Source organism: Streptomyces sp. 7N604 (assembly GCF_052245475.1).
GTDB lineage: Bacteria > Actinomycetota > Actinomycetes > Streptomycetales > Streptomycetaceae > Streptomyces.
The window spans coordinates 85,354-106,780 of the sequence record NZ_JBQQBX010000002.1 but is presented as its reverse complement, the minus strand read 5'-3'; the positions used below and the strand labels follow the sequence as shown (position 1 = coordinate 106,780).

The following is a 21,427-nucleotide window of genomic DNA, read 5'->3' as shown; positions in this document are numbered from 1 at the left end:
ACTCGGACCGGGCGGTCGCCGAGATGGGTCGGAACCGGACAGCGGAGCGAGAGTCAACACCATCATGACCACACCACGAGACCTGTTGATCGTCGCCATGGACATGGCTTCCAGTCGCCCTCCGGAGCGAGGCGATCTGTCACTCGCCTTGGCGGGAGCCGAGGTGATCGACCTTCTGAATGCACAGGCCGTCAGACTGGACGGCGATCACATCGTGCCGGGCGACCGGCGTGCACTGGACGATCGCCTGCTGGATGAGGCCGCGTCGTCGCTTCTCCGGCAAGCGCCGTACGAGTCGGTCAACGACTGGCTGTGGCGCCGAGGCCGCGGCCTGTCCGCGGCTTATGTGGCCGCCCTTGAGGCGGAAGGGCAGCTCACCCGGCAACGCCGCCGCCGCTGGATGCTCTTCGGGACCAGCCGGATGGTGCTGGCCGATACTCCTGCTCGCCGTCTGGCGGTGGACCGCTGGACATCGGATGAGCCCATCCTCGCCACGCTTGCGGCGGCCGTCGGACTCCGCGACAAGCGGGCTGGAGACCCCCCGGCCGTGGCCGACGACGCGGTGGCGACCGTGCTCGCCGCCGTCCATGACGCACTGAGGGAACTGGAGGCCGAACGGCAACGGCGAGCGCTCGACGAGGCGGCCTTCAACAACATTTGGCGAGGCGAATGACGTCAGTCTGCCCGACACACCTCCCTTTGCCCCGTCGCGCCGAACACGGAACGGGCGCGGGCGGGACATGACCGAGCAGCGGTGATGTACTAGAGTTATCTCGACATCGAGATATCTGCCCGAGAGGCGCACCGCTGCCGCCGCCGGTAAGGGTTACCTAACTAAGTCTTACCTTAGCGAACCGGCCACAAGCCGTGGCGGCAGGATCGCGTGAGTAACGCGCACATTGATGAAGGAGACTGTCGTGTCGGCGAACAGCTTCGACGCCCGCGCCACGCTGCGCGTGGGCGACGAGTCGTACGAGATCTTCCGGCTGGACAAGGTCGAGGGCTCCGCCCGCCTGCCGTACAGCCTGAAGGTGCTGCTGGAGAACCTGCTCCGCACCGAGGACGGCGCGAACATCACCGCCGACCACATCCGGGCGCTGGGCAACTGGGACGCGAGCGCCCAGCCCAGCCAGGAGATCCAGTTCACGCCGGCCCGCGTGATCATGCAGGACTTCACCGGCGTGCCCTGCGTCGTGGACCTCGCCACCATGCGCGAGGCCGTCAAGGAGCTCGGCGGCGACCCGGCGAAGATCAACCCGCTGGCCCCGGCCGAGCTGGTCATCGACCACTCCGTCATCGCCGACCGCTTCGGCACCCCGGACGCCTTCCTCCAGAACGTGGAGCTGGAGTACGGCCGTAACAAGGAGCGCTACCAGTTCCTGCGCTGGGGCCAGACCGCCTTCGACGAGTTCAAGGTCGTCCCGCCCGGCACCGGCATCGTCCACCAGGTCAACATCGAGCACCTGGCCCGTACGGTCATGGTCCGGAACGGCCAGGCGTACCCCGACACCCTCGTCGGCACCGACTCGCACACCACCATGGTCAACGGCCTCGGCGTCCTCGGCTGGGGCGTCGGCGGTATCGAGGCCGAGGCCGCGATGCTCGGCCAGCCGGTCTCGATGCTCATCCCGCGCGTCGTCGGCTTCAAGCTGACCGGCCAGCTGCCCACCGGCACCACCGCCACCGACCTGGTCCTCACGATCACCGAGATCCTGCGCAAGCACGGCGTCGTCGGCAAGTTCGTCGAGTTCTACGGCGAGGGCGTCGGGTCCGTGCCGCTGGCCAACCGCGCCACCATCGGCAACATGTCGCCGGAGTTCGGCTCCACCGCCGCGATCTTCCCGATCGACGGCGAGACCATCAACTACCTCAAGCTCACCGGCCGCTCCGAGCAGCAGCTCGCGCTCGTCGAGGCGTACGCCAAGGAGCAGGGCCTGTGGCTGGACCCGGCCGCCGAGCCCGACTTCTCCGAGAAGCTTGAGCTGGACCTCTCCACGGTCGTCCCGTCGATCGCCGGTCCGAAGCGCCCGCAGGACCGCATCGTCCTCGCCGACGCCAAGCATCAGTTCCTCGAGGACGTCCGCAACTACGTCGCCGACGCCGAGGACCCCGACGAGGCGAGCAAGGAGTCCTTCCCGGCCTCCGACGCGCCCGCGGTGAGCAATGGCGCCCCGGCCAAGAAGGTCAAGGTGACCGCCCCCGACGGCACCGAGTACGAGATCGACCACGGCGCCGTCGCCGTCGCCGCGATCACCTCCTGCACCAACACCTCAAACCCGTACGTCATGGTCGCCGCCGCGCTGCTGGCCAAGAAGGCGGTGGAGAAGGGCCTCACCCGCAAGCCGTGGGTCAAGACCACCCTGGCCCCCGGCTCCAAGGTCGTCATGGACTACTACGACCGGGCCGGCCTCACCCCGTACCTCGACAAGCTGGGCTTCAACCTCGTCGGCTACGGCTGCACCACCTGCATCGGCAACTCGGGACCGCTGCCGGACGAGGTGTCCAAGGCCGTCAACGACAACGACCTCGCCGTCGTCTCCGTGCTCTCCGGCAACCGCAACTTCGAGGGCCGGATCAACCCGGACGTCAAGATGAACTACCTGGCGTCCCCGCCGCTGGTCGTCGCGTACGCCATCGCCGGCTCGATGAAGACCGACATCACCACCGAGGCGCTCGGCACCGACACCGAGGGCCACCCGGTCTTCCTCAAGGACATCTGGCCCTCCGAGCAGGAGGTCGAGCAGGTCGTCGCCTCCGCGATCGGCCAGGAGATGTTCGGCACCAGCTACGCCGACGTCTTCGCGGGCGACGCGCAGTGGCAGTCGCTGCCGATCCCGACCGGCAACACCTTCGAGTGGGACGCCGAGTCCACCTACGTCCGCAAGCCCCCGTACTTCGAGGGCATGACGATGGACCCGGCCCCGGTGGAGGACATCGCGGGCGCCCGGGTCCTCGCCAAGCTCGGCGACTCGGTGACCACCGACCACATCTCCCCGGCCGGTGCGATCAAGGCCGACACCCCGGCCGGCACGTACCTCACCGAGCACGGCGTCGAGCGCCGCGACTTCAACTCGTACGGTTCCCGGCGCGGCAACCACGAGGTCATGATCCGCGGCACCTTCGCCAACATCCGGCTGCGCAACCAGATCGCGCCGGGCACCGAGGGCGGCTTCACGCGTGACTTCACGCAGGACGGCGGCCCGGTCTCCTTCATCTACGACGCCTCGCGCAACTACATCGAGCAGGGCATCCCGCTGGTCGTCCTCGCGGGCAAGGAGTACGGCTCCGGCTCGTCCCGCGACTGGGCCGCCAAGGGCACCGCCCTGCTCGGCGTCAAGGCCGTCATCGCCGAGTCGTACGAGCGCATCCACCGCTCGAATCTCATCGGCATGGGCGTTCTGCCGCTCCAGTTCCCGGAGGGTCAGTCGGCGCAGTCGCTCGGCCTGACCGGCGAGGAGGCGTTCTCCATCTCCGGCGTGACCGCGCTGAACGACGGCTCCGTTCCGCGGACCGTCAAGGTGACGACCGACAGCGGCGTCGAGTTCGACGCCGTGGTGCGGATCGACACCCCGGGTGAGGCGGAGTACTACCGCAACGGCGGCATCATGCAGTACGTGCTGCGCTCGCTGATCCGCAAGTAAGCGCGGCAGGCAGGGCAGTCCGGCGGGGCCGCACCTCCGGGAGGGGGGTGTGGCCCCACCGCGTACGTATCGGAGCGCAGGGGGGTGGCTTGTCCGACCGGCGACCCGCGACAACGTTGTCAGTGGAAGGGTCGGGATCAGTAGGCCGCCAAGTGGCCCATTTTGTCAAGGGTGTTGAGCCGGACAGCTGTACCTGGAACGGCGCACGCGGTCTTACGGCGGGCGCGCGCCATCGGGTACGGTCGCTCCCGGCTTGTTCGACCCGTCGACCGCGGCCCTTCCGACAAGGCAGGACCGCCATGCTCCTCCGCCCCTCCGCCGCGCTGGCGGCCGTGGCGCTCACCGTGGGCCTCGTCGCGCCCACGCTGGCCACGCCGGCATCCGCGGCCTCGCCCCCGACCCTGGTCAACGACCCCACCGCGTACGTCGATCCGCTGATCGGCAGCCGGAACGGCGGCAACACCTTTCCCGGCGCCGTACTCCCCTTCGGCATGCTCTCCTGGAGCCCCGAGAACACCCGCGGCGACGCCACCCGCACCGCGGCCCCCGGCGGCTACCACTACGACGCCACCCGCATCCGCGGATTCAGCCTCACCCACATGTCCGGTACGGGGTGCGCGGGCGGCGCCGGCGACATCCCGTTCTTCCCCCACGCCGGCGCAGTCACCACGTCCCCCGCCGCGGACACCAAGGACGCGGTGTACGCCGCCGACTTCAAGCACTCCGACGAGACGGCCGAGCCCGGCCGCTACAAGGTCGCCCTCTCCTCCGGCGTCACCGCCGACCTGACCGCCACCGCCCGCACCGGGTCCGGCCGCTTCACCTTCCCCGAGGACAAGCCCGCCTCCCTGCTGATCCGCACCGCCAACTCCGAGGTCGGCAGCACGGACGCCGACGTCACCATCGATCCGGACCGCCGCACCGTCTCCGGCTCGGTCACCAGCGGGAACTTCTGCGGCTACCTCGACCCCGAGGGCCGCCGCAGCTACTACACCCTGCACTTCACCGCCACCTTCGACCGCCCCTTCACCGCCCACGGCACCTGGCAGGACGACACGCTCCGGGCCGGGACGACCAGCGCCGAGGGCGGCACCGGCGGATACGGCACCAACGGCCGCCCGGTCGCGGGCAAAGGCTCCGGCGGCTATGTGCAGTTCGCCCCCGGCACAGGACCCGTGGGTGTCAAGGTCGGCATCTCGTACGTGAGTCAGGCGGGCGCGAAGGCCAACCTGGCCGCCGAGAATCCGCCGGGCCGCGACTTCGGCGACGTACGGGCGGCCGCGCACCGCACCTGGCGCGAGCAGCTCTCCGCCATCAGGGTCGGCGGCGGCAGCGACGCCGACCGCACCGCCTTCTACACCGCGCTCTACCACGCCCTCCTCCACCCCAACGTCATCAGCGACGCGGACCGCCGCTACACCGGCAGCGACGGCAGAACCCACCGCGTGAGCACGGGTCACCAGGCGCAGTACGGCACCTTCTCCGGCTGGGACGTCTACCGCTCCCAGGTGCAGCTGCTCACCCTCCTCGAGCCCCGCGCGGGCTCCGACATCGCGCAGTCGCTGCTCAACTTCGCCCGCCAGAACGGCGGCGTCTGGGACCGCTGGATCCACAACGCGGGCGGCACGCACGTCATGAACGGCGACCCGTCCGCCGCCGCCCTCGCCGGCATCCGGGCCTTCGGCGGCACGTACTTCGACCTCGAGGGCGCGCTCGACTCCCTGGTGAAGGCGGCCACCGTACCGACCGCGAAGGACCTGAGCCCCGCGGGCAAACCGATCATGTCGGTCGGGCAGCGCCCCTCCCTCGACAAGTACCTCGACCTGCACTACATGCCGTCCGTCTCCAACGCCTGGGGCGGCGCGGCCGAGACGCTGGAGATGTCCGGAGCCGACTTCGCCGTCTCCCAGCTCGCCGAGGCCGCGGGGGAGCGGAAGACCGCCGAGGCCTTCGCCGAGCGCGCCCAGTGGTGGCAGAACAACTTCAACGCCGCCGCTCATGACACGGGTGGCTACATCGCCAACCGGAAGGCCGACGGCAGCTGGGTCACCGGCTTCACCCCGGCCACCGGCAATGGATTCGTGGAGGGCACCAGCGCCCAGTACACCTGGATGGTCCCGCACAACCCGGCCGGCCTCTTCGCCGCCATGGGCGGCAGGGACGCCGCCGTGAAGCGCCTGGACTCCTTCTTCCACAACGCCGACGGCAGCTGGGCCCTCACCGGGGCGGGCGGCGAGAAGTCGGAGCTGGACAACGAGCCCTCCATCAACGTCCCCTACCTGTACGCCTACGCCGGGCAGCCGTACAAGACGCAGGAGACCGTACGGGCCGCGATGCGGCAGCTGTGGACCACGCAGCCCGGGGGCATCCCCGGCAACGACGACCTCGGCGAGATGTCGTCCTGGTACATCTTCTCCGCCCTGGGGCTCTACCCGCAGGTCCCCTCGCGCTCCGAACTGGTGCTGGCCTCCCCGCTGTTCCCGCGCGCCGAGATCGACCGCGGCGCCCGCTCCATCTCCATCAGCGCCCCGCAGGCCGCGCCGGACGCGCCGTACGTGCAGTTCCTGCGGATCAACGGCCGGGCGAGCGACCGGGCCTGGCTGCCGGAGTCCTTCGTCAACCGGGGCGGCAGGCTCGACTTCACCCTGGGCACCGAGCCCGACCGCTCCTGGGGCGCGGACCCGGCCGACGCCCCGCCGTCCTTCCGCGACGGCGAGCAGCCGTACCAGATCGGGGTCGGGCCGACCACGGGCACCGTCGCGCCGGGCGGCAGCATGACCGTGAAGGTCGCGGCCGTTCCCGTCAGTGAGGGGGACCGGCCCGAGGTGCGCTTCACGGCCGAAGCCCCGGACGGGCTCACGGCCTCACCCGCCTCCGGGACGGTGGGCCCCGATGGCGCCGCGGAGATCGCCCTCACCGCCGGTGAAGGCACGGAGCAGGGCTTCTACGACGCCAGGGTGACGGTGACCAGCGGCCGTACGACCGTCGTCCAGCCGGTCACGGTGACGGTCGCCGCGCCGGGCAGCCTCCTCGCTGCGTACAACAACGTCGGCTCGTCCGTCGACGAGGGCGAGCACGACGAGGGCGACTACGACGGCGGCGGCTGGAGCTATTCGCGGCAGGCGCTGGGCCAGGCCGGGCTGACACCGGGTGCGAAGGGCACGATCGGCGGCCTCGACTTCACCTGGCCCGGCTCGCCGGCCGGCCGCCCCGACAACGCCTCGGCCGACGGCCAGACCATCGAGCTGCCCGGGGCCGCCACCGCACTGTCCTTCGTCGGCAGCGCGGTCAACGGGAACCAGCCGGCCGAGGCCAAGGTCACGTACACCGACGGGAGTTCGGGCACGGCCTCCGTCTCCTTCACGGACTGGACGGTCGGCGGCGGGAGCGGGACGGTCCAGTACGGCAACCTGACCGTCGCCAGGACCCCGTACCGCAATGTCAGCGGCGGGGACAAGGACGTGATCGACGCCTATGTCTTCGCGACCGCGCCCTTCAAGGCCCCCGACGGCAAGACGATCAAGAGCGTCACGCTGCCGGACAACGAGAACCTGCATGTCTTCACGGTGGCGGTGGGCTGAGGTCGGCGGGCGCGCCGCAGGCCAGGGACGGCAGGGCCGCACCCCTCCCGAAAGGGGGTGCGGCCCTGCCGCAGTGCCCACTATTCCTCGTCAAGCGGTGCCGCGGTCATCCGTACGGCTTCGGCGGGCGGCGAAGACAGCGCTTCCGCCGGCGGCCAGCAGCACGCCGGCGCCGCCGAGCAGCCACGGGGTGGCGCCGGCTCCGGCGTGGGCGAGCGAGCCGTTCGGCTTGGGCGCGGTGGTACCTGACGCGGTCTCATCGGCCCCCACGGTGCCGGAGGTGCTCGTACCCGTCGTACCCGTCGTCCCGGAAGTGGCCGGGCCGGTCGCCGTCCCAGTCCCAGCGATGTGGAACGACGCCATGACGTTGTTCTGCCCGCCATCCAGTTGGCACCGCACGTCGATCTTGCCCGGGAAAGTCACGTCGCCACTCGCGTCCTTCGGGGTGAGATGCGCGACGAGGTCGCCGACCGTGATCTTCGCGCTGCCCGGTTGGCTGAAGGTGAGCGTCGGCGCGGCGCCGGTCGCCTTGACGGAGAACGATCCGGACGCCGGAATGTCGTTCCTCACGTTGACCGGCAAATTCACGTCGATGTCGCCCTCCGGGGCGGCCACGCGAGCCTTCGCGTTCACCGTGCCCGCAAGGGACTTCACACCAATCTTGCCCAGCGCCTTCGTGGCGGACGCGCTCACCGGCACCGCCGCGTTGACGACCGATTCCGGGGTGGGCTTGCCGACCGCGACCGACTTCGGGACATCCGTGTCAATCCTCACCGTGACAGGGAGGTCATCGATCCACGGAGTTGAGCATGTGTACCGCAGTGTGAGCGACACCGGGTCCGCGGCCGCGGTTCCGGCTCCTAAAACTCCCACGATTCCGCCCGCAACCCCTACAGCCGTCGCCAACCGAAAGGCGCTACGTGCCACTGGACCGCTCACGACGGCACGGGCTAACCCACGCCGTTCACGCAGGTTCTGGATGCGTTTACTCGTTGTCATTCCGACCCCCGTCAGGTATCTGACCTCTCGACAAGGATTGTACGCACTGCAGTAATGGGCCTGTCACGATCCGGATCCAGCTCCTCATCGTCTCGCCCGACTCGCTGGTCGCGGCGTGCCAGGAAGACCTGGGTCAGGTGATCTTGGAGTCGAGCGTGGCGGAATTGGTAGACCGCGCCGGCCTGGCGCAACACACCTCGCTCGCACGCGTCATCGAGGAAAGCGATCAGTCGCCAGGGCAACCGCCCTGTCAGCGGCAGCCACATACGCGAGAGGGCCACCCACTGACCCCAAGCGGTCATACTGAGCCCATATCCGAGCCCGCCCCCGAACGCGGCTTCGATCCCGAACGCGAGCGCGGCCATGAGCCCGAACCCAGGCCCGAACATGAGCCCGTTGACAATTCCGGCCACGAGCCCGAACGCGAGCGCCCACACAAGCCAATAGGAGACCACGTTCCTGCGGTCTTGGCTCAACAGCTCAGAGGAGCTGACGGCAGATCTGATGTCGATGGGAACTTCCAGCCAGGCCATGAGCCCCATCGCCAGCCCGGCCGCGAGCCCGACCTCGGGCACGAACACGAGCGCCCCCACGAGCCCGTTATCGAGCCCGTCCCCGAGCCCGAGCGACTCGACCACGACCCTGTCCAGGAACAACAGCACGAGCGCGAGCGAAACCCCGCACATGAAACCGAGCTTGAATCTGGGGACGAATTTCGCACGCCTCTCCCTGGCCCTGCCGAAGACCTGTATGCGTACGCGCGACGGCTCTGCCGCACCCCGGGATACGAACCCGTACACGAGCCCGAAGACCAGCCCGGCCTCGAGTCCGCGCAGGAGCCCGACCACGAGCCCCCGCGCGAGCGCGAACTTGAGCCCGAGCGATGTGGCGATCAAGTCCACGGGCACGTTTCCGACCCCGCTCGTCACCCCGAAGGCCAGTGCGGCCAGGAACCCGATGATGAGCATGCGTGACGAACGGCGCATGGTGGTGCCCAGTTGCCACCAGGCGAGGTCACGTGCGGGGACGCCCGCGCGTGCTCTGCCGAGTTGGTCCAGGTGCGCGGCGATGTAGCCGAGCCAGTGTTGGGCACGGTCGGGGTCGGGGTTCCAGCGCCGCCGGCAGCGACGGCCGGTGCCGCTGTCGCTGTCGCTGTCGGTCGGCAAGGGCTCGTAAGCGGCGGGGGTGAACTCGGCGAGGAGATGCTTCTCCAAGGCTTCGGGGGTTGCGAACTCCAGGAGTTCTGCAGGGTCGTGCCCGGAACGGTCGCTGTAGCTGGTGCGGGCCATGGCGACCATCAGCGGGGTGGTGAGCACGGTGGCGACGTTCTCTGCGCCCGGGCTGCGCGGCTGTTTGCGCAGCTCTGCCAGGACGGGTTCCCACACGGTGCTGTGCAGGCCTCCATCCCTGCCCGGACGGCTGGCGCGGGGCAGGTAGACGGCGAGATCGTCCAGGGTGAGGTCGTCCAGCTCAACGACGGCGGCCTTGGTGAGCACGTCGTATTTCTTCACGGCCTTGGTGTATTCCTCGCGGCGGCTGGTGAGCAGCAGCGGGGTGGTGGTGCGGTTGAGCTGTTCGAGCGCTTTGCCCTGCAGACCGCGTGCGATCTCGTCGAACCCGTCCAGAACAGGCAGGATCCAGCCCGCATCGACCAGCGCGCCGGCCAGATTCCCTCCGTGCGCGGCCGGACCCGCGAGGCCGTAGTCGCGCACCAGCTGGCGGCACATCCAGTCGCGCAGCGAGATGGTGGCCGGGTCCCATGAACCCAGACTGAAGATCACCGGTACGGGGTCACCAGGGGCGCGGTCGCCCAGCCAGTCGAGGACGAAGCGCAGGGTCAGGATCGTCTTGCCCGACCCGGCCGCTCCGAGCACCACCAGCCGACGGGATGGGATGGACCGGTACACCTCCGCGATCCGGTCGAGCCGGCCGGCCAGCGTAAGCGGCCCTGGATCCGCCCCGCCCGGGGCATTGCGGATACTGGCCCAGTGATCGAACAGACCCGTGTCGGCGTTCCGGAAGCGCACGGCGAGCGGGAACGGGTCGTGCACATTCCGCCGCCGCTCCTCCTTCCGCCATTGTCCGGCCACCCTGGAGGCGAGCCGCTCGGCCGCCTCCCCCAACTCCGGCGCGCCGTCGGGGGACGGCGATAAGCGAGGAAGCTGCTCGAGCTGGTCAGCCTGCGCCGGCAGGCCGATCAGCGAGCTCAGTTCGCTGATCTGGGCTGGAGTCAGGACTGTGTACCAGCGGGCCACCTGGCTTGCCGCGAGCCTGCCGAGCCCGTCGGAGCGATGATGCTCACTGATGACCCCGATCAAGCACCCGCCGCTCCACACCGCGGCCCCCGACATCGCCTCCCAAGGGGAACGGCCCGGCTCGGGGTCATACTCGGGAGGATCCACGGAGATCTCCAGGCTGCCGGCGCGCAGGTTCGACAACGGTGTGGTCTTGCCGCGCGCGTGGTGAGAATCCCGGTACCACATGGGAGCATCACGGCCCGGTGACGCGGTATCAGGGCGCAGCTTGAACTTGGGGAATCCCAGCGCTTCGCAATCCACCGGCTGCGAGATGCGGCCGAACCGCACCGGCGAGACATGGGCAGCGCACAGCCCGCCGGTGCTCGAGTCGTCCGCGATCCTGAGCAGCGCGATATCCGAGGCGGAGTCCGCCCAGACCGGCTCGCCGGGTAACTCCCGCGTACCGCCGTCCTTGGTGAGAAAACGCACCTGAACCGACGTCGCGTCACACACCACATGCGCGGCCGTGAGCACCACATCCCCGGCCACCTGGTAGCCCGACCCGCGCCCCTCCGGGCCCGCGCCGTGCGTGGTGATGATCTGGACCACCCGCCGCAGGTCGAGCCCATCCGGCTCGAATGCCCGGGCCACAGCGGCACTCATTGCTCGTGTGCGCCGGCGCGGCCGGAGATGAGGGCGGGCTGTTCGCCCCCCGCCAGGGTCGGTTGCAACGTCAGTGTGATGCGCTGGGTCGTGGTGGTGCCCACGGACGCTTCCGCACCGGACTCCACTACCCAGAACCGCACTTTCGCCCCCGCCTGCCCCGTTCGCTCCAGCGCGACCGAGAGCTCCAACTCGATCGACCCCAGCTCGAAGCGCAGCGCCTCACCCTCCGCCGCGACGATCGCCCGCTCCAGCTCCTCCCGCAGCTCCCTGATCACAGTGGCCAACTCGATCACACCGCGCCCCTTTTGCCGAGCTCACCAGTCACCGGTCACCCAGGACTGTAGCTTTTGAGGCGTCCCTGAACGCTGTGTTGCCCGATCTTTGATCGGGGCCCGGACGGACAGCGAACGTGGCACACGGACCGCGTCACGCTCCTGATGAACCCGCTGTTCAGCGACGGGAGGCTCAGGGCCCGCTACGAGGCGTGGGGCTACGAGCAGATTGGGACGCAGCAGCCGTTCCCCGACTCCCCGGTCTTCGCATCCATGATGCGCACGTTGCGCACCTCCTGATCCGGCGACCCGAAACCCAGCGGGTCGCTGACGTGGCGTGGCTGCTGCCAACTCCTATGAGTTTCGCGGACGTTCGGGAAAGCCACGCGTGGCAGTCGTTGCCGAGGCATCGTGGATGAGTGACGTCCAACGAAGAGGCCGAGTGGCTGGCGACGCAGCGTCCGTCGCGGGTGCGTGAGATTCAGGCCGGTCGTCTGGCCTGGACCGAGATCGACCTGATCGACATCGACGACGGGTTCGCGCGGCCGTTGCGGGATGGGCTGGAAGTGTTCGGTGCCCGGGTGAACTACCTACGGGTTGGCCAGCCTCGCCACCTGGTGTCGGCACTGGACGGCAGTCGGCCCATCGCGCCGTACGTGATCGTGTCCTGCCACGGCGACGAGGGACGCATTCTCATGGACGACCTCGCCGAGGAACTGGCACGATTCCAGCCGTTCAACGGCGCCGTCGGCCCGGACCAGGTGCGCAAGCACTTCCACCTGCCGGGCAGCGTCACGCTCGTCACCGGCTGCGACACGGGGGATCCCGCGCTTGCTGACGCCTTCCTCGACGCCGGCGCCGGCATCTATATCGCCCCGCGCGGAGCGCCGTTCGGCTACGCGAGCGTGTTCGCCCCGTTGTTCCTCTTCTACGAGCTCACCGAGCAGCGCACTCCCGCGGAGGCGGTCGAGCGCCTGCGCGCGCATGATGACGAGCTGGCCATGTGGCAGCTCTACCAGCGTTGACCCCGCGCGTCCGGGCCGCACCCGAGGGGGCGGGACACCGCAGGCGGTGGGCAGCGGCCACCCCCATGAGGCCCTTGCGGTGGAGAATCGCCTCGCTGCACGCCTAGCGCATGCGACGCAGAAACGCGTCGACGAGCCGGTCGGTGAAGTCCCGGCCGATCGGCTCGTTCGTTACCAGGACGCGGTAGTAGACAGGTCCCACGAGCTGGTCGGTCTCGGCCGCGATGTCGATGCCGGCGGGCAGCTCGCCACGTCGTACGGCGCGTTCCAGTGGCAGGCGGTCGTGACGGCGTTGTTCGTCGAGGTATCTGCCGCGGAAGTCCTCCGCGAACACCGGATCGTGCTGCGTGTGCGCGATCAAGGCCTTGAAGACGGCTCCGGCATCGGACTGGCTGAGAAAGCATGCCAGTTGGTGCAGGTAGGCGCGTAGATCGCGGGCGATCTCACCGTGATCGGGCGGGCGCAGCTCCTCGGTCATGTCCTGCAGGAAGGCCTCCACGAGCACGTCGGTCTTCGTGTTCCACCAGCGGTAGATGGTCTGTTTGGCGACACCGGCTCTCGCCGCGATGCCCTCCATCGTGACGCCCGCGAACCCTTTCTCGACGAGCAGATCGTCGGCCGCCTCCAGCACCGCCTGCCGGGCCCTTTCGCTGCGTCCGTACCGGTTGCCACGGTGACGCGGCCCCGGTCGGCCGGTGGCGCTCTCCTCGCCGCCTGCTGTTGCACGCCGCATGTCGTCTCCCTCGTTCCGGAACAGAACCCACCCTAGACTGGACGCAACGGTGCGTCTACTCTGGCTCGCATGACAACCACGCACACACTTGCCGACCCCCGGGTCGAGGCCGCCCTCGACCGGATGTTCGCGCACGCAGCACACGACGACGCCACCGCGGCCCGGTTACGGGCCGAGCATGGTGGCGCCATGCCCACCGCGCCGCAGGAGCACGCTGACGCAGCGGCGCAGATCTACATGCCGATCTCCGCCGCTGGTGGGCGGTTGCTCTACAACCTGGTCCGCGCTATTCGGCCGACCACTGTCATCGAGTTCGGCACCTCGTTCGGGATCTCCACGCTGTACCTGGCCGCGGCCGTGCGGGACAACGGCGCCGGACGGGTCATCACCACGGAACTGAACAAGCACAAGATCGCCGCGGCCCGCCGCACATTCGCCGAGACCGGTCTGGACGAGGTCATCACGGTGCTGGAGGGAGACGCCCGTGAGACCCTCAGCGGCATCGACGGTTCCGTGGACTTCATCCTGCTCGACGGCTGGAAGGACCTGTGCCTGCCCGTCCTTCGCCTGCTCGAACCGCGCCTGACGCCCGGCACCCTCGTCGTGGCGGACGACGTCAACATGACCAGTCTGGAGCCCTACCTGAGCTACGTGCGTACCCCCGCGAACGGCTATCACAGCGTGACCTTCCCCGTCGAGGACGGCATGGAGATCAGCTGCCGCCTCTCGTGAGCGGCATACGGACCGGAAGACACGGTCCCCACCCAGCCTCCCCGCAGCTGTGGGGAGGCTGTGACCTCAGCCCGGCCGAGCGCCCGGAGCCGGGGACCCGTTCGGCCCCTCGCATCCGCACCGGGCTCCGGGCGCTGCGCACCTGCTGATCCGCGATCCGGAAAAACCACATCGGCTCGCCCCGAAGGTTCCGGGGCGGGCCGATGTGCGGGACGTTGGCCCGTATGCCGAGCGTCCGGGAGGAGGCCCGGGTGGCCCGGCCCTCCGCCCCATCGGGCGCTTGCGCCTCAGGACAGCAGCTCGACCTCCGCCAGCGTGGCCGCCCCGCCCACCGGCTCCAGCCGGTAGTGCGCATACGAGCCGGGATCGGCGACCGCGAACACCCGCGTCTGGCGGTCCCACGCGAAGGACTGGCCGGAGCGCTTGTCCAGCTCGGTCCAGTTCTCACCGTCGCGCGAGCCCTTCAGCACCCACCCCTGCGGGGCCTTGGCGCGGTCCGCCGAGGTGAGGGTGTAGTACGCGACGCGGGACGCGGACTTTGCCTTCAGGTCCGCCGAGGTGAAGGACCGGTCCGTCGTAGAGGTGTTGTCGGTCAGCTCGGTCCCGTCCTTCTCCGTCACGTCGTCCATCGGGGACGGCGGCTGGTCGCCCTGGGTGATGGAACCGGGACCGGCGTCCTTGCCGGTGCTCCACTTCGACGGTTTCGGGCCCATCGCGAACTCCAGCGTGCCGCCGCCGGCGATGGCGGAGTGCGGCAGCGCGGTGGAGTTCCATGGCTTGCCGTTGAGCTTCACGCCCTGGACGTAGACGTTGCGCGCGCTGTTGCGCGGCGCCTTGACGACCAGGTCGCGGCCGCCGGGCAGATGCACGGTCGCCTTGGTGAAGAGCGGGGAGCCGATCGCGTACTCGGGGCTGCCCATCACCAGCGGGTAGAAGCCGAGCGCGCCGAAGACGTACCACGCGGACATCTCGCCGTTGTCCTCGTCGCCCGGATAGCCCTGCCCGATCTCGCTGCCCAGGTAGAGCCGCGAGAGCACCTCACGGACCTTCTCCTGCGTCTTCCACGGCTGGCCGGCCGCGTCGTACATGTACGTGATGTGGTGCGACACCTGGTTGCTGTGCCCGTACATGCCCATCCGGACGTCCCTGGCCTCGGTCATCTCGTGGATGACGCCGCCGTAGGAGCCGGCGAAGTCGGGGTCGGCCGTCTCGGGGGTGGAGAAGAAGGTGTCGAGCTTCTTGCCGAAGGCCGCCTTGCCGCCGTAGAGGTTGGCGAGCCCGCGGGTGTCCTGCGGGGCGGTGAAGGCGAAGTTCCAGCCGTTGGTCTCGGTGTAGTCGTGGCCCCAGACGCGCGGGTCGTAGTTCTCGGGCTTCAGCCGCCAGCCGCCGTCGGCGTCCTTGCCCTGGAAGAAGCCGATGCCCTTGTCGAAGTGCTTGACGTAGTTCTGGGCGCGGTTCAGGAAATAGGCGGATTCCTCCTTGTAGCGCGCCTTCTTCGTCTTCGCGTAGAGCGCCTTGCCCATCTGGGCGAGCCCGAAGTCGTTGAGATAGCCCTCCAGCGCCCAGGACATGCCCTCGCGGGTCTCCGTGCTGGTGTAGCCGAGGAAGACGGAGGTCTCCATGCCCTTGCGGCCGACGCCGGGGGACGGCGGGGCGACGGTGGCGTTCTTCAGCGCGGCCTCGTACGCGGCCTCGGCGTCGAGATCCACGCCCTTGAGGTAGGCGTCGGCGAAGGCCACGTCGGAGCTGGTGCCGGTCATCAGGTCGGCGTAGCCGGGCGAGGACCAGCGGGAGATCCAGCCCCCGTCCTTGTACTGCTGGACGAAGCCGTCGGCCATCTTCCCCGCTCGCTCGGGGGTGAGCAGGGAGTACGCGGGCCAGGTGGTCCGGTAGGTGTCCCAGAAGCCGTTGTTGACGAAGACCTCGCCGTCGACGATCTTCGCGCCGGTGCGGGTCGGGGTGTTCTCGCCCGCGGGAGGGGAGAACGGACTGGCGTACTGGTACTTCGGCTTCTGACGGGTGCCGGTGTTCTCGTAGCCGGAGTTCGGATACAGGTAGAGCCGGTAGAGGTTCGAGTAGAGGGTGGTGAGCTGGTCGCGGGTTGCGCCCTCGACCTCGACGACGCCGAGGATGTCGTCCCAGGCCGCCTGGGCGCGGGCCCTGACCGACTCGAGGGATTCGGAGGACCCGATCTCCTGGGCGAGGTTGGCCCTGGCCTGGTCGACGCCGATCAGGGAGGTGGCGAGGCGGAGGTTGACCGTGCGGTCGGCGCCCGGATCGAACCGGAAGAAGCCGGTGACGTCCTTGCCTCCGCCGCCGGGCAGCTTGCCGCTGTCGCTGACGGGAGCGTCGAAGACGCCGTAGACGAACAGCCGGGTGGCGCCGGTGGACAGGCCGCTCTTGACGTCGGAGTAGCCGGTGACGACGCCGCTGTCGGGGTCGAGGCTGAGCCCGCCCGAGTTGTTGACGTTGTCGAATATGACGCTCGCGTTGTCACCCGGGAAGGTGAATCGCATCATCGCGGCGTGGTCGGTGGGCACGATCTCGGTCTTGAGGCCGTTCTCGAAAGTGACGCCGTAGTGGTGGGGGCGGGCCGTCTCGTTCTCGTGGCGGAAGGGGAGCGCCCGGGCTTTGCGGTCGGCGTCGGGGGTGCCGGAGGCGGTGGACGGCATCAGCTGGAAGGTCTGCCGGTCGCCCATCCAGGGGCTGGGTTCATGGCTGGCACCGAAGGCCTGGACGGTGGGGAGGTTGTCGGAGTTGTTGGCGCGGGCGTACTCGTACAGCCAGCTGGTGGAGCCGGCGTTGGTCACCGGCGTCCAGAAGTTGAAGCCGTTCGGCACCGCGGTGGCGGGGAAGTTGTTGCCGCGCGAGAAGCTGCCGCTGGAGTTGGTGCCGCGTGTGGTCACCGCGTAGTCCGAGAGATGGGCCAGCGGTTTCTCCGGCGGCGCGGGCGCGATGGAGACGTCGTCCACCCAGCCGCGGAACTTGGCGGGACCCTTGGGGGAGTCGTACGCGACGAGGATCCGGTCGATGGTCTTGCCCGCGGCGACCTGGCCGATCCGGGACTGTTTGTGGTTCCACTGGTTGACGTACAGGGTCTTGGAGGCCGCCTGGCCCTGGGGGGTGAGCCGGGCGCCGTGCTGGTCGACGGCGGCGAGGTCGCTCAGATAGGTGCCGTCGGTGAAGGCGAGATCGAGCGAGACATGGGTCGCCGGGTAGCTGAGGTCGGTGTCGCCCATGGAGGGATGGATCCGGTACGAGAGCAGGGTCTGCGGGGTTACGGCCGTGTCGACGTCGAAGACCTTGTTGTACGAGTACGCGCGGCCCTCGGCCTGGTGGGTGCCCGCGTAGCGCAGGGCGCGGGTGCCGGTGAAGCCGGCGTTGGCCTTGGCGGTGGGGCCGCCTGACGGGCCGCGGTCGCCGTGGGTGCGCATGTCGGAGGGCGCGGGCTCGCTCGTGTCCCCGTTGGAGAACTGCACTTCGGCGAGCTGGGTGATGTCGTCTCCGGCGTTGCGGGAGATGTCGAGCCGGTAGTGCCGGTACGCCTCGGTGTTCTCGAAGGCGTACTCCTTGGTCTCGTGGCGCTTCTCGAAGACCTCGCCCTCGCGGGTGTCCAGGTCCTTCCAGTTGGAGCCGTCGTTCGAGCCCTGGAGGGTCCAGTCCTTCGGGTCGCGCCCGGCCGCGTCGTTGGCCGAGGTCAGGGCGTACCGTACGACCTTGACCGGCTCGTCCAGGTCGAACTCGAGCCAGGCGGTCTTCTCGAAGGCCAGCCATTTGGTGGTGATTTCGCCGTCGACCAGGTTTTCCTTGATCTCGCCGGCATCGGTGTTCTCCGCGCTGGCGCGGACCTCGGTCACCTTGTCTGTCACATTGCCGGGAATGCCGGAAGAGTCACCACCGTCGACACCCGAGGCCTTTTTCTTGCCATCAGGGCCGGTTTCGACGGTATTGTTCCAAGTTGGCTGAGGGTCATCCGATTCGAAGGAGGAGGCGAATTCCTGTGACGCCCGTTCGGGCTCGCGGGGGAGCGCCACCGCCGAGCCCTGGGTCGTCGCGGCCAGTACGACGGCCGCTACCAGGGCGACTGTACGTCCGAGCCTGCGCCATCGTCTGCGCTCCATCGGCCAGCCCCTCCAACGATCTAGACAACGTTGTCAACCTGGTTGCGCAAAAATAAGTAATGGTTGATGGGGCCGGTGGTGTCAAGGGAGTTGGGCATTCCACTCCGACGGGCCATCAAAACGCGTCCGAAGGGTGTGGTTCGGCCCCGATTTATCCGGAGGGCGTCCCGCCGCATTTCCCCGAGGTCTCAACTCGGGAAAGACTGCCGACGAATGCTGCATTCGATCTTGCCCGCCCCACGGGAAGTGGACTATACCTGTCGGCGTCCGCCCCAGCCGTTTGGCACCGGCTGCGGGCTCCGGGGGGAGCGGAGGGCGACGGTGGGGAGGCGTAAGCGCATCAACTGCCGGGTATTCCAGCCGTTCCGCTGCACCCTGCACGAACCCAGCTTCAATATGACCGCGGTGGCGGGGCCCTTCGCCTTCAGGCGTTGACGTTCGGGCAGCCGGCACACCGCCTGAGTCCTGGAGAAGGCGAGGACTTGAGCATGGGATCCACCTCCGCCCACAACCCTGACGGTTTCGGCCGTCGCGATCTGATCAAGCGTTCCGCGGCAATCGGCCTGATCTCCGTCCCGACGATGAGCTTCCTGTCCGCGTGTGCCAGCAGCGACAGCGGCGGTGACAACAAGGTCGAAAAGGGCAAGAAGAGCGACAAGAACCCGCTGGGCGTCAACGAGACGGCGCTTCTCGAGGTCGTCATCTTCGACGGCGGCTTCGGCGAGCAGTACGCCAAGGACGCCGAGAAGGAGTACAACAAGGCCTTTCCGAAGGCCCCGAAGGTCAAGCACTCGGCCACGCAGAAGATCCAGTCCGTCCTGCAGCCGCGCTTCAACGGCGGCACCCCGCCGGACCTCATCGACAACTCCGGCGCCGAGCAGATGGACATGGGCGTCCTCGTCGGCAAGGACCAGCTGACCGACCTCACCCCGCTGCTGGACGCCCCGTCCATCGACGACCCGAGCAAGAAGGTGCGCGACACGCTGCGCCCGGGCGTGGCCGAGATGGGCCAGTTCGACGGCAAGCCGGTCTGGATCCTCTACTACGCCTACACCGTGTACGGCGTGTGGTACTCGCAGACCGCGCTCGACAAGCTCGACGCGGAGTACCCGGAGACCTGGGACGACATGCTCACGGTCTGCGCGAAGGCCAAGAAAAAGGGCATTGCGGGCTGGACATACGCGGGCAAACACCCGTACTACATCCCCTTCAGCCTCTACCCCTTCATCGGCAAGATCGGCGGCCGCGAGGTCCTCGACGCGATCGACAACCTCGAGCCCAACGCCTGGAAGCACCCGGCGGTCAAGGCGGCCTTCGAGGCGTACTACGAGCTCTACAAGAAGGGCTACATCCTCAAGGGCACCCCAGGCCTGGACCACATCGAGTCCCAGACCGCATGGAACGAGGGCAAGGCGCTCTTCATCCCCAACGGCTCCTGGGTGGAGAACGAGGCGAGCAAGACCACCCCGAAGGACTTCGAGATGCGGGTCGCGGCCCCGTCCAGTCTGGACAGCTCGGACAAGATGCCCTTCGGCACGCTGTGGGCCTCCGGCGGCGAGCCGTTCATCGTCCCCGCCAAGGCGAAGAACCCCGACGGCGCCATGGAGCAGCTGCGCATCATGCTCAGCGAGGCGCAGTCGAAGAACTTCACCAAGCTGGTCTCGTCGCTGACGTCGTTCAACGGCGGCACCGACGGGCTGACCCTGCCGCCCGGCCTCACCTCCGCGACCGCCGCCCTGGACAAGGCGGGAGAGAACATCCTCAACCCCCGTCTCCAGGACTGGTACGTGGCCCTGCAGAAGGAGAAGATCGGTGTCGCGGGCCTCGGCGAGCTGATGGCCGGCCGCCTCACTCCCGCCGAGGCGATCAAGAAGATTCAGGGCTTCGCCGACGAGGCGGCCAAGGACGACTCGATCAAGCACTACAAGCACCATTGAATGCTCCCCTCCCTGAAGGGGAGGGGATTCCTGGCTCACGCTGCTCGGTTGCCAAGCTGACGATCGAGTCTTATGCGATCGGCACCAGCCGGGTTCAGACCAGCCCGGACCAGCACCACGCGGGCGGAGTTCTTGTCCCTGGGGGACACGGCTCCGCACGCGGTGCAGGTGTAGGTACGTTCCGAAAGGGGTAGTGCGTGCTTGGCTCTCGCTCCGCACCGTGCGCAATCCATGGTGGTGTGCGCAGGGGGCACCAGGTGGACGTCGCGCTCGTGCTTGCGGCCCATCTCGATCAAGGCCGCCTTGGTCGCGCCAATGGCGGCGTCCGCGGCTTTGCGCGCCATCGACGTCTTAGCGAGGAACTTGGGCCGGAAGTCCTCCACTGCCACCGCATCATGGTCGCGGACGATGCGCTTGGCCCACTTGCGGCCGTTGTCCTGCCGTTGCCTAGCGATCTTCTTGTGCAGCTTCGCGGCCTGCTTCTGCGCCCGTCGGTAGCCCTTGGATTGGGTTTTGCCCCTGGGGCGTTCGCGGCGGGACATCATCCGTTGGTAGTGCGCCAGCCGCTTGGCGGCCTTCCGCCCGTGCTCGGCATGGGGAAGATCGTAGTCGTTGCTGGTAGTGGTCGCGGTCTCCTTCACGCCCCAGTCGATGCCGATGACCGCGCCGGTTTCGGGCAGGGGCTCGGTCTGGGCGGGGACGACGAACGAGCAGTACCAGTGGCCGAGGTTGTCCCGGTACACCCGTACCGAGCTGGGATCGGTGGGCAGGTCCCGCGACCAGACAATGGTCAGTACGATTCCGCCCGCCAGGTGCAGGCGACCGGCCTTGAGGCGGAACCCGCGCCGGGTGTAGTTCAGCGTCGGGTCCGCCTTGTCCTTCTTCTTCCGCTTGGGCATTCCGGCCCGCTGCCGGATCGGCACGCGATCCCGGATGTCCTTGAGGGCCTTGGTGCGCGACATGCCGAAGTCCCGGATGATCTGCTGCTGAGGAACCGACGAGCCTTCGCGCAGCCAGGGCGTGATCCGCCGGGCCTCGGTCAGCATCTTGTCCAGCTTCGCCGGGCCGCACTTCTCCCCCTCGCGGTGGGCCTTCTTCGAACGCGCCACGCACTCGTTCCAGACCCAACGGCACCGCCCCCACTCCGCCATCAACTTGGCCTGGGCGGTGGACGACACGCGAAGCCGGTATGTGTACCGAGCGTGCACGCCGTGCTCGGCCAACTGTGGTGTCGTCATGGTGAGCAACCTAGCTGCGAGGTATGACAGTTGAGAGTTCTCACACGATGTGGCCCGCCTTATCACCACGGCGGGCGAACGCTGAATCGCCCTGGAAGCGACTCAGCTTCCCCTGCCCTGCTCCGCAGGAGCACGCTTCTCACCGCAAGCGCGAGGTACTCCCACCCCGGCTTGATCCAGGGCATCCTCGGAGGTTCCCGGTGAGCGCACGTCAGCACCAGCGGCAGAAGCTGCCGGAAGATCGA

13 protein-coding genes are annotated in these 21,427 nt (G+C 68.6%); 7 read left to right on the top strand and 6 right to left on the bottom strand.

Annotation, left to right across the window (positions count from 1 at the left end; genetic code table 11):
• The first annotated feature begins 64 nt into the window (after nt 1-64).
• The 3 genes from ACTWP8_RS02730 to ACTWP8_RS02720 all read left to right on the top strand — a co-directional run bounded on the left by ACTWP8_RS02730 (nt 65) and on the right by ACTWP8_RS02720 (nt 7,222).
• Nucleotides 65-673 carry a GOLPH3/VPS74 family protein gene (locus tag ACTWP8_RS02730; RefSeq protein ID WP_443320534.1) on the top strand — a complete coding sequence of 203 codons (609 nt, stop codon included), beginning with the start codon at nt 65-67 and terminating at the stop codon, nt 671-673.
• 244 nt (nt 674-917) lie between these two features.
• Nucleotides 918-3,641: an aconitate hydratase AcnA gene (gene acnA / locus ACTWP8_RS02725; RefSeq protein ID WP_443320533.1), complete on the top strand. Its 2,724-nt coding sequence runs from the start codon at nt 918-920 to the stop codon at nt 3,639-3,641.
• Nucleotides 3,642-3,940: 299 nt separating this feature from the next.
• A complete protein-coding gene (locus ACTWP8_RS02720; RefSeq protein WP_443320532.1) occupies nt 3,941-7,222 on the top strand; it encodes a GH92 family glycosyl hydrolase in 3,282 nt (1,093 codons plus the stop codon).
• A gap of 90 nt (nt 7,223-7,312) precedes the next feature.
• Here the strand turns inward: ACTWP8_RS02720 and ACTWP8_RS02715 are convergent, their stop codons facing one another.
• The 3 genes from ACTWP8_RS02715 to ACTWP8_RS02705 are packed head-to-tail and all read right to left on the bottom strand — an operon-like array spanning nt 7,313 to nt 11,417.
• On the bottom strand, nt 7,313-8,221 hold the full coding sequence (locus ACTWP8_RS02715) for a DUF6801 domain-containing protein (RefSeq protein ID WP_443320531.1): 909 nt from the start codon (nt 8,219-8,221) through the stop codon (nt 7,313-7,315).
• Nucleotides 8,222-8,232: 11 nt separating this feature from the next.
• Nucleotides 8,233-11,121, bottom strand: coding sequence for an NACHT domain-containing protein (locus tag ACTWP8_RS02710; RefSeq protein ID WP_443320530.1), 2,889 nt, complete (start codon nt 11,119-11,121; stop codon nt 8,233-8,235).
• The gene (locus ACTWP8_RS02705) at nt 11,118-11,417 is read right to left on the bottom strand and encodes a trypco2 family protein (RefSeq protein ID WP_443320529.1); all 300 of its coding nucleotides are present in this window, start codon (nt 11,415-11,417) and stop codon (nt 11,118-11,120) included. The genes ACTWP8_RS02710 and ACTWP8_RS02705 overlap by 4 nt, the downstream gene beginning before the upstream one ends.
• Before the next feature lie 144 nt (nt 11,418-11,561).
• On the opposite strand from ACTWP8_RS02705, the gene ACTWP8_RS02700 reads away from it, so the two are divergent.
• On the top strand, nt 11,562-11,696 hold the full coding sequence (locus ACTWP8_RS02700; RefSeq protein WP_443320528.1) for a hypothetical protein: 135 nt from the start codon (nt 11,562-11,564) through the stop codon (nt 11,694-11,696).
• Between the two features lie 119 nt (nt 11,697-11,815).
• Nucleotides 11,816-12,421, top strand: a complete 606-nt coding sequence (locus ACTWP8_RS02695; protein ID WP_443320527.1) for a hypothetical protein — start codon at nt 11,816-11,818, stop codon at nt 12,419-12,421.
• Between the two features lie 103 nt (nt 12,422-12,524).
• Here the strand turns inward: ACTWP8_RS02695 and ACTWP8_RS02690 are convergent, their stop codons facing one another.
• Nucleotides 12,525-13,154: a TetR/AcrR family transcriptional regulator gene (locus tag ACTWP8_RS02690; protein ID WP_443320526.1), complete on the bottom strand. Its 630-nt coding sequence runs from the start codon at nt 13,152-13,154 to the stop codon at nt 12,525-12,527.
• Nucleotides 13,155-13,223: 69 nt separating this feature from the next.
• Between ACTWP8_RS02690 and ACTWP8_RS02685 the strand changes: the two genes are divergently transcribed.
• Nucleotides 13,224-13,886: an O-methyltransferase gene (locus ACTWP8_RS02685; protein ID WP_443320525.1), complete on the top strand. Its 663-nt coding sequence runs from the start codon at nt 13,224-13,226 to the stop codon at nt 13,884-13,886.
• 287 nt (nt 13,887-14,173) lie between these two features.
• Here the strand turns inward: ACTWP8_RS02685 and ACTWP8_RS02680 are convergent, their stop codons facing one another.
• Nucleotides 14,174-18,007, bottom strand: coding sequence for a GH92 family glycosyl hydrolase (locus tag ACTWP8_RS02680; RefSeq protein ID WP_443320524.1), 3,834 nt, complete (start codon nt 18,005-18,007; stop codon nt 14,174-14,176).
• 488 nt (nt 18,008-18,495) lie between these two features.
• Between ACTWP8_RS02680 and ngcE the strand changes: the two genes are divergently transcribed.
• Nucleotides 18,496-19,944, top strand: coding sequence for an N-acetylglucosamine/diacetylchitobiose ABC transporter substrate-binding protein (gene ngcE, locus ACTWP8_RS02675; RefSeq protein ID WP_443320523.1), 1,449 nt, complete (start codon nt 18,496-18,498; stop codon nt 19,942-19,944).
• Between the two features lie 35 nt (nt 19,945-19,979).
• Here the strand turns inward: ngcE and ACTWP8_RS02670 are convergent, their stop codons facing one another.
• Nucleotides 19,980-21,182 carry an RNA-guided endonuclease InsQ/TnpB family protein gene (locus ACTWP8_RS02670; RefSeq protein WP_443320522.1) on the bottom strand — a complete coding sequence of 401 codons (1,203 nt, stop codon included), beginning with the start codon at nt 21,180-21,182 and terminating at the stop codon, nt 19,980-19,982.
• Between the last annotated feature and the right edge of the window lie 245 nt (nt 21,183-21,427).

Coding starts and splice junctions, on each gene's coding strand:
- ACTWP8_RS02670 (WP_443320522.1), bottom strand. CDS start 21,182: ATGACGACACCACAGTTGGCCGAGCACGGCGTGCACGCTCGGTACACA.
- ACTWP8_RS02680 (WP_443320524.1), bottom strand. CDS start 18,007: ATGGAGCGCAGACGATGGCGCAGGCTCGGACGTACAGTCGCCCTGGTA.
- ngcE (WP_443320523.1), top strand. CDS start 18,496: ATGGGATCCACCTCCGCCCACAACCCTGACGGTTTCGGCCGTCGCGAT.
- ACTWP8_RS02685 (WP_443320525.1), top strand. CDS start 13,224: ATGACAACCACGCACACACTTGCCGACCCCCGGGTCGAGGCCGCCCTC.
- ACTWP8_RS02715 (WP_443320531.1), bottom strand. CDS start 8,221: ATGACAACGAGTAAACGCATCCAGAACCTGCGTGAACGGCGTGGGTTA.
- ACTWP8_RS02720 (WP_443320532.1), top strand. CDS start 3,941: ATGCTCCTCCGCCCCTCCGCCGCGCTGGCGGCCGTGGCGCTCACCGTG.
- ACTWP8_RS02730 (WP_443320534.1), top strand. CDS start 65: ATGACCACACCACGAGACCTGTTGATCGTCGCCATGGACATGGCTTCC.
- ACTWP8_RS02710 (WP_443320530.1), bottom strand. CDS start 11,121: ATGAGTGCCGCTGTGGCCCGGGCATTCGAGCCGGATGGGCTCGACCTG.
- ACTWP8_RS02690 (WP_443320526.1), bottom strand. CDS start 13,154: ATGCGGCGTGCAACAGCAGGCGGCGAGGAGAGCGCCACCGGCCGACCG.
- ACTWP8_RS02700 (WP_443320528.1), top strand. CDS start 11,562: ATGAACCCGCTGTTCAGCGACGGGAGGCTCAGGGCCCGCTACGAGGCG.